Genomic DNA, 8,483 nt, shown 5'->3' on the forward strand with positions numbered 1-8,483 from the left:
CGTGAAATTATTAGTGATTCTAGCATGTTTGAAAAATTTTATAGCCCCTAGGAGTGATAATTTTTCCGTCAAGTATGTAGCTTTGTGAATTGCCTATTATTACGGTGCAGGACATATTTATTAATTTGCAGTCTTGAATTTGTGAGAGAGTCATAATTTCGTGATATTCATTTTCTCTGTCAGAGTTCATCACAAAACCAGCGGGCGTTGAAGGTGATTTATAATCAAGTAAGATTTTGCAGGCTCGTCTAAAATTTTCGGGTCTGTTATTGCTAGCTGGATTGTATAAGCAAATTACAAAATCTCCCGTGCAGGCAGCTATTAACCTTTTCTCGATAATTTTCCAAGGAGTCATTAAATCGCTGAGACTTATATTTACATAATCATTCATTAACGGAGCACCCAAAACAGCCGCAGCAGAATTAGCCGCAGTCATCCCGGGAATAATAATAACTTCTTGGCCGCTGTCTCGTGCAGTCTCAAGCATTAAGCCCGCCATACCGTAAACGCCAGAGTCCCCGCTTGAGATTAACGCAATATTTATATTTTTCCCGCGTGAAAGATTTAATACTTCTTGACAACGTAAAATTTCTTGTCTCATCGAGTAAGCAATAAAGCATTTTCCGGGCAGAATATCGCGCACTAAGTCAATATATTTTGTGTAGCCCGCGATAATTTCGCACGACTTTAACGCCTTTAATGCACGCGGAGTAATTGAGTCATGTCCGCCCGGCCCTATGCCTATTACGTAAATCATATATTTTCTACAAATTTTGTCATTGCTGCTACTGATTTATCACGTAAAATTTTAGCTTTCTCGTCTCTGTCTTTAACTCCTTCAGGCGGCGTGAAGATTCCAAAATTTACGTTCATCGGCTGGAAATTTTTGGGCTTCGTCGTCTGCAAATAATGTAATAATGAACCTATTGCAGTATCTCTCGGCCAAGTTAAAAGCTCTTTCCCCGCGAGTGTATAAGCTGCGTTAAGTCCTGCTATGAGTCCCATTGCTGTACTTTCAAGATAGCCTTCGACTCCTGTTAATTGTCCTGCGATAAAAATTTTGTTCCATTTTTTGAGTCGCAAATATTCATCAAGTACGGCCGGAGCATTAACAGATGTATTTCTGTGCATTACACCGAGTCTAACAAATTCAGCGTGCTCAAGTCCCGGAATCATCGAGAAAACGCGTTTTTGTTCACCCCATTTTAAACCGGTCTGGAAGCCTACTAGGTTATATAATGTTCCGTCAAAATTGTCCTGTCGTAACTGAACTATTGCAAAGAAATCTTCATTGCCTGTTTGTGGATTCACGATTCCTACAGGTTTTAGCGGGCCGAATCTCATGGAGTTAAAGCCGCTCTCTGCAATTGCTTCAATGGGCATACATCCGCGAAAATATTTTCCCTTCTCGAAATCGTGAGGTAAATTCCTCTTTGCTTTAACTAGCGCATTATAAAATTTTGTGTACGTCTTCTTGTCGAACGGGCAATTAATATAATCCGTATCATGACCGTAACGCCCAGCGACAAAAGCCTTTTTCATGTCGATTGAATCTTTTGTTACAACGGGTGCTATTGCGTCATAGAATGAAATTTGCTGATCTGCTAAGACTTTGAGATTTGCTGCTAATTTTCCGCTGGTTAAAGGCCCTGAAGCAATTATTGTGAGTCCCCTCGGAAGTTTCTCGCACTCTTTACGAATTATTGTGATTTTGTCATTCGATGTAATTTTTTCTGTTACCAAAGCTGCAAATTTATCACGGTCAACTGCTAAAGCTCCGCCGGCCGGGACTCTTGTTGCCTGAGCGCACGAAAGAATCAGAGAGTCAAGTAATGCAAGTTCCTCTTTCAGAATGCCTTGACCAGTGAGTCTGTATTCTCTATTCTCGGATCCTAGAGAGTTGCTGCAAACGAGTTCGGCAAGAAATCCGGTTTTGTGTGCTGGAGTTAATTTTTCCGGCCTCATCTCGTAAAGTTCGACAGTATAACCCCTTTTTGTCAACTGCCACGCTGCCTCACACCCTGCAAGGCCGCCGCCTATAATTTTTACGTCTGCCATTATAAATATTCCCTCCCGTTAAATATGTGTAGTTTATCATGATTGAGCTTTCTTATTTAGGCATGATTTAAGTATTCTCATCATTTCGAGACTCTTAAAAGGTTTCGGCAGGTAGTCATCAAATCCGTATGAAATATATTCTGCTCTTGCGTTTGCGCTTGAATTTGCGGTTAGTGCGATAAATTTCGTACCGTTGGCGTATTTCTTTGCGTGCTTAAGTGTCTCGATTCCGTCCATGCCGGGCATTTTGTGATCAAGAAATACAATGTCATAATGCTTTTCTTTCATCATGTCAATTGCATTTTCTCCGCTCTCTGATGTGTCAATATGTGCCTGCGAGTCTTTAAGCATTCCTTTAGCGACTACTAAATTAACGGGCGTATCATCGACAACTAAAATATTTGCGTCCGGCCAAGTGTCGGGGGCTGAGTCTTCTTCTTCCTGCTGTTGTTTGTTAGCGTTTAAGAATTCTTCATATTTTCTGATTGTGAACTCGTCTCCGGATGAAATTTTCTGCGGGATCGTCATAATAAAAGTAGTTCCCTCGCCGTAAACGCTTTTTATCTCGATAAAGCCGCTCATAATTTCTACAATGTTACGCACGAGATTCAAGCCTAAGCCCGCACCCGGAATGTGTCGAGTCTCTAAGATATTTGCGCGCTCAAAGGGGTCAAAAATTTTCTGACTCTCTTCTTCTCTCATGCCGATTCCTGTATCTTGAATCGTGAAGACTAATTTTATATTGTTCGTAACTCTTTCGCCCGACACTGTTAGAGTGATTTGACCCTTTTCCGTATATTTTGCTGCGTTGTCGAGTAAATTAATTAGTGCCTGCTTGAGCCTCAATGAATCCCCGTATAAATGCTCGCTTAAATCTTTATCAGCGTTCAACACAAATTTTAATGCGGGCTTGTACTTGATTCGCTCAGTAACGTAAATTTCGCACTCCTTCAGCATGTCCCAAAGGTGGTAATCATTCTCGAAAAGTTCCATTTTGCCGGCCTCAATCTTGGAAATATCTAAAATGTTATTCACGAGATTTAATAAATATTCGCCGGATTTCTTTACGTCAAGTGCTGCATTTCGAGTCTCCTCGTCCGTTGCCTCATTTAGAATCATCTCATTGATTCCTAAAATTGCGTTCATGGGCGTTCTGATTTCGTGTGATGTGCTTGCTAAAAAATTGCTCTTGGCCTTGTTCGCGATTGTAGCTTTCTTGATTGATTTCTCGGTTCTGATTCGTGCGTCTTCGGTTTCTTGCTTTGCTATGATTAATTGCTTGTAGGTCGGTGCTTCAAGGTAGAAAAACGTAAAGAACAGCATTATTGCCGCAATTGAATACACCAGCGGGAAATCTTGATTGAATAAATATTGAATCACAAACGCGTCAATCAGCAGCAAAAATAAAAGATTCATAACGAGAAATTGACCGTTGCCGTAATATTTCTGATAGACGAGCTGCAAAATAAATCCTTCAAGCGCAAAGAATACAGCAAATCCCGGACAAAACAGTGTATAAAGTTTTTCATCAGTACTCAGCAGGAACAACATCAAGACACTTGCACATAACATGAAAAAATTTGTGTGAATCAGCGTTTTATTAATTGAACGTGTATAAGCAGCGATATAACACATTAAGCAGTAAGCATTTATATTTACCAGTGAATAAAAAATTTTGTGTGCCGAAATATTTGCGTCAAGTGCGGGAAAAAGTTCAAGCGAGGTCTCAAACACTGCCGATATAAAAGTTGTCAGCACAAGCAGCATAAACCGCCGGTTAATCTCGTAAGTTGTCGAGAGTCTGCCAGCAAGAAAAGCAGTCAGCACAGCCAAGAACGGCAGCACAGTAATTTCTATGAACGTGTAATTAATTTCTCCTAAAGCAATCATGTCATGAAGGACTCCTTATTTAATTTGCTCTGTTGAATAGTATAGCATTATAAAAATTTTCAGCGTGATATAATTCAATCAGCATTTAACATAAATAATAAAGGACAGACTCGACAATGCTATTTTTTAATTTTGACGCAGAGAGACATCTTGACAGAAAATTAACACCCATTAACGTATGGTCGCTTGCATTCGGCTGTGTAATAGGCTGGAGCGCGTATGTTATGCCCGGTACAATATTTCTCAAGAACGCAGGCCCTATCGGAACATTAATAGCTATGGAGCTTGCGACGTTCACAATGCTTGTAATCTCGTACAACTACAGCTACATGATTCACAAATTTCCAATGACGGGCGGAGAATTTATTTATGCAAAAATGGCGTTCGGCGCGAGACACGGATTTATTTGCGCGTGGTTTCTGAGTTTGTCGTATCTGTCTGTAATTCCGTTAAATGCTACAGCTTTGAATTTAATTATGCGTGCTGTATTCGGTGATTTATTTCAATTCGGGTTTCATTATTCTATTGCGGGCTATGATATTTATTTCGGTGAAATGCTTGTTGTTATAAGTGCGTTGATAATATTCGGAGTAATTGACTCGTTCGGTGTAAATTTTACGGGCAGGCTGCAAACATTTTTAGTTATGATTCTATTAGGAGGAATATTATTTGTTATCGGCGGAACAATTTTCAGTCCCAGAGTCAACGCTTCAAATATTCAGCCTATGTTTCACCCGATAGACGCAAAATTTGACAAGAGCATAATATCACAAATTATAGCTGTTGCTGTAACTGCTCCGATGTCGTTTATAGGGTTTGACACAGTGCCGCAGATGACGGAAGAGTCAAATTTTTCGCCCGACAGCACAAAAATTGTAATGGACACAAGTATTATTTGCGGAGGATTTGTGTACATTGCGCTGACATTTTTAGCGTGTTCGATTTTTCCGGCGGCTTATAATTCTTGGCCCGAATACATTAACGATATAAGCAATCTCAACGGCGTTACAGCTTTCCCGACGTTAAATGCAGCTTCTATGATAATGGGCAGAACGGGATTATTTTTTATAGTTGCGTCAGTGTTTGCGGCAATGCTGACGGGTATAATAGGTTTCTATATTGCAACAAGCAGATTACTTTACTCAATGGCGCGCGATAAAATGATTCCGGAATGGTTTGGCCGTCTTAACAGAAATAATGTCCCGACAAACGCTGCTATTTTCTGCATGACAACGGCGGGTATTGCTTCACTTTTAGGGCGTGCGATTTTGGGATGGATATTTGATATGGCTTCAATCGGAGGTGCTATCGGGTTTGCTTATACGTCAATATCGGCGTGTAAATACGCTTTTCACGAACGTAGACTCGATATAATAATTTTTGGGCTGCTAGGATTTATTTTCTCGTGGTGCTTTGCTTTATTGCTGCTTGTTCCGATTCCGGGATTAAATGTTTCAATCGGCAAAGAGTCTTACGGATTATTACTTGTCTGGATTGCTTTGGGGATAACTTTTTACACTAGGAGCAAGAAAAAATGAGCACACATTTACGTCTTCGGCGCAGATTAACGGCTTTCAACACTTGGTCGCTTGCATTTGGAGGCGTAATCGGATGGGGATCTTTTGTTATGCCCGGGACAGTTTTTCTAAAGAGGGCTGGGACTCTAGGGACGTTAATAGCTATGGAACTAGCAGCGTTTATAATGTTGATAATCTCATACAGTTATGCTTATATGATTCACAAATTTCCAGTTACGGGAGGGCAATTTTTTTACGCGGATAAGGCATTTGGTTCAAGACACGGATTTATTTGCGCGTGGTTTCTTGGGCTTTGCTATATTTCTATAATTCCGATGAATGCGACTGCGTTGTGCTTAATTTTCAGGGCGTTGTGCGGAGATTTGCTGAAATTCGGATTTTATTACAAGTTAGCGGGTTATGATATTTATTTTGGTGAAATTCTGCTTGCTTGCGTTGCTTTGATATTATTTGCGTATATAAGCTCTCTAAAAGTTTATTACTCTGGGAGACTTCAATCAATATTTGTAATTTTGCTGCTTGCGGGAGTTCTTGTTACTCTTGCAGGATTAATTACCAGTCCCAACACGAATAAAAGTGATTTGCTGCCGATGTTTTATCCTGATGACAGCAGGAATTATTTGACACAAATTATTTCTGTCTTAGTTGTTGCTCCGTGGGCGTTTGTCGGCTTTGACATAGTGCCGTTATTGTCAGAGGAGTCGAGATTTTCGCGTAATTATACAAAATCTATTATGGACATTGCTATTTTGTGCGGCTGCTTTGTGTATATTGTTCTTAATGTTATAGCTGCTTCAGGCTTTAGTGAAAAATTTTCCGGCTGGGTAGAATATGTAAACGCGCTTCCTAATTTAAACGGGATAGAAGGTATTGCGACATTCTCAGCAGCACATAAAGTTTTGGGACGTACGGGAATATTTTTCATGAGTCTTGCGGCTTTTATGGCAATGTTGACGGGGATAACAGCGTTTTATACAGCAACGAGCCGGCTGCTTTACTCAATGTCGCGAGAAAAAATGCTTCCGTCGTGGTTTGGGAAATTGAATCGTAATAATATCCCGTTGAACGCAGTAATATTTTGTATGGCAGTATCGATTCTTGCGCCTTTTGCGGGACGTAATGCGCTGGGTTGGACGGTTGACATGTCATCAATTGGAGGAGCTGTGAGCATGGCTTATACTTCATTAGCGGCGATTCATTTTGCCAGGTCTGAAGAGAAAAAAAGAATCGACATGATTATATTTGGAGGTGCGGGATTTATTTTTTCTGTGATATTTGCGTTATTGCTGCTTGTGCCTGTTGGATTTGATTGTTCGCTTGAAATGCCTTCGTATGTATTATTAATTATGTGGACGATTTTAGGAGTTATATTTTACAAGAGAAAAAATTTCATTGCTGATAAATAATAAATAGCTATTCAAGTGCATTTGCTATTATATGTACAGGCGGATTTGAACGTCATTAGCGAATTTGTTAGGTTTGTCCAAAATTTTGTGTAATTAGAAAATTGAAACCTTGCAAATACTGAATTTTGGATTCCATTTACACAAAAAAACTGACACTCCCAATTTACAATGTCATGCATAAAAATTTACTTTCCGAAAGTGTTTATTGTGTTCTACTAATTCGCGCCTAATTGAAATATGAGCTGCCTAAGTCCCGAACAAGACTCCACGCACACCGACCGCCGTTTTTTCACATTCGCAGGAATAGCAATAAAATAGTAATTCCGTTTTCTTGTGTCAGTGAGAACAGTTAAATTTTTGTTGATTATTTCTGCGTCAATATTACCCTTGAAGGGCGATTTAAAATTTTCCGGCTGCGTTGTTATTCTTTGAAACGCTGTCGAGATAAATAATTTCCGGCTTAGTGATTAAGTGCTGCATAAGATTCATTGCTGAAATTCTTAACATTGTTCTACTGGTGTCAAAACCAGTGAAGGCCGGTCCTCTGAAATTTTCTAAAGGGTGTCGTTAAAGTATCTTAAGCCACATTACCATACAGCAAATTTGTACCGATGCTAAACATGTTGACGTATTTTTTGCATATCGCGTCGCTATTCCACGCCAACGTTTCAACTCTAAAAAATGTATTTTCTACTATGTGACGAAATTCATAATATCGTTGCTCATGGCGGTTTCTCTTCGGCGGAATTACTACTTCCATTCCAGCTTCTTTGACTGCTTCCAATACATTATTTGTATCATATCCGCGATCAGCAAGTAAACTTTTTGCATTTATTCCTTGAATGAGTTGGGGAACTTGTGTGCTATCTGCTATTGTTCTGCTTGTTATAATAATTCTTACTGGCATTCCAAATGAATATTTATTTTTGTGTGGAGCCCCCTTTTGTACGCCCCATATCTTGTTTACCTCCTACAGCTACAGTTGCGTCATAATGTACATTAACGTAGGAAGCATCTATCATAAGCCATTCAAAGTAAGGGGGGGCTTGCGATTATCTTTCACCGGACGACTCTGTGTATCTGCTCTATCTGAAATAACGTATTATTTTGCTTCTGATTCGATGTAAATGGTGTTATCCTAATAAAATAGACAGCAAAATAAGAAATTTAGGAAGGAACATAAAATATGGGAACTCGTTCAGTAAAATATAATGATGACTTCAAAAAGAGTCTCGTTAGTATGTACGAAAACGGCAAATCGCAGTCTCAATTAGTCCGAGAATATGGGGTTTCCTTAAGTGCTTCCAGATGGATTAAGCTTTTTTCTGAAGTTAAGTTTGACGATGAAACAATTATTAGTGCCAAGCAAATAAGAGAACTTCAAAAACGTAACGCTGCACTTGAGGAGGAGAATACAATATTAAAAAAGCCCTTGCCATATTCACGCCACACTCAAGCAACGTTTATAAACTCCGGCATGAAATAAAATTAAGACGTTATGCAGGGTTCTAAAAGTTAATCGCAGTTCTTATTATGAACATTTTTATTCTCCAATCTCTAAAAGGGAGCTAGAAAATCAAAAATTAAGAAC

Annotated in this window: 7 protein-coding genes; 3 read left to right on the plus strand and 4 right to left on the minus strand. The window is 39.4% G+C overall.

Going from position 1 to position 8,483, the window contains the following annotated elements; genetic code table 11:
- Positions 1 to 19: 19 nt before the first annotated feature.
- Genes cobJ through IJT21_09300 form a run of 3 tightly spaced genes read right to left on the minus strand, consistent with a single transcriptional unit; the run spans position 20 to position 3,948 of the window.
- Positions 20 to 757, minus strand: coding sequence for a precorrin-3B C(17)-methyltransferase (gene cobJ, locus IJT21_09290; GenBank protein MBQ7578445.1), 738 nt, complete (start codon positions 755 to 757; stop codon positions 20 to 22).
- On the minus strand, positions 754 to 2,061 hold the full coding sequence (gene trmFO, locus IJT21_09295) for a methylenetetrahydrofolate--tRNA-(uracil(54)-C(5))-methyltransferase (FADH(2)-oxidizing) TrmFO (GenBank protein ID MBQ7578446.1): 1,308 nt from the start codon (positions 2,059 to 2,061) through the stop codon (positions 754 to 756). Before trmFO ends, cobJ begins: the two co-directional genes overlap by 4 nt.
- A 33-nt stretch (positions 2,062 to 2,094) precedes the next feature.
- Positions 2,095 to 3,948, minus strand: coding sequence for a response regulator (locus IJT21_09300; GenBank protein ID MBQ7578447.1), 1,854 nt, complete (start codon positions 3,946 to 3,948; stop codon positions 2,095 to 2,097).
- 116 nt (positions 3,949 to 4,064) lie between these two features.
- On the opposite strand from IJT21_09300, the gene IJT21_09305 reads away from it, so the two are divergent.
- Both IJT21_09305 and IJT21_09310 read left to right on the plus strand, forming a co-directional pair.
- Positions 4,065 to 5,486, plus strand: coding sequence for an APC family permease (locus tag IJT21_09305; protein ID MBQ7578448.1), 1,422 nt, complete (start codon positions 4,065 to 4,067; stop codon positions 5,484 to 5,486).
- Positions 5,483 to 6,892, plus strand: coding sequence for an APC family permease (locus IJT21_09310; GenBank protein ID MBQ7578449.1), 1,410 nt, complete (start codon positions 5,483 to 5,485; stop codon positions 6,890 to 6,892). Before IJT21_09305 ends, IJT21_09310 begins: the two co-directional genes overlap by 4 nt.
- A gap of 577 nt (positions 6,893 to 7,469) precedes the next feature.
- Here IJT21_09310 and IJT21_09315 read toward each other — a convergent pair.
- A complete protein-coding gene (locus IJT21_09315; protein MBQ7578450.1) occupies positions 7,470 to 7,799 on the minus strand; it encodes a transposase in 330 nt (109 codons plus the stop codon).
- 279 nt (positions 7,800 to 8,078) lie between these two features.
- Between IJT21_09315 and IJT21_09320 the strand changes: the two genes are divergently transcribed.
- On the plus strand, positions 8,079 to 8,378 hold the full coding sequence (locus IJT21_09320) for a transposase (protein ID MBQ7578451.1): 300 nt from the start codon (positions 8,079 to 8,081) through the stop codon (positions 8,376 to 8,378).
- Positions 8,379 to 8,483 lie beyond the last annotated feature (105 nt).

The sequence above is a fragment of the Synergistaceae bacterium genome (assembly GCA_017443945.1).
Classification (GTDB): Bacteria; Synergistota; Synergistia; order Synergistales; family Aminobacteriaceae; genus JAFUXM01.

Coding starts and splice junctions, on each gene's coding strand:
- IJT21_09310 (MBQ7578449.1), top strand. CDS start 5,483: ATGAGCACACATTTACGTCTTCGGCGCAGATTAACGGCTTTCAACACT.
- IJT21_09320 (MBQ7578451.1), top strand. CDS start 8,079: ATGGGAACTCGTTCAGTAAAATATAATGATGACTTCAAAAAGAGTCTC.
- IJT21_09305 (MBQ7578448.1), top strand. CDS start 4,065: ATGCTATTTTTTAATTTTGACGCAGAGAGACATCTTGACAGAAAATTA.
- cobJ (MBQ7578445.1), bottom strand. CDS start 757: ATGATTTACGTAATAGGCATAGGGCCGGGCGGACATGACTCAATTACT.
- IJT21_09300 (MBQ7578447.1), bottom strand. CDS start 3,948: ATGATTGCTTTAGGAGAAATTAATTACACGTTCATAGAAATTACTGTG.
- IJT21_09315 (MBQ7578450.1), bottom strand. CDS start 7,799: ATGCCAGTAAGAATTATTATAACAAGCAGAACAATAGCAGATAGCACA.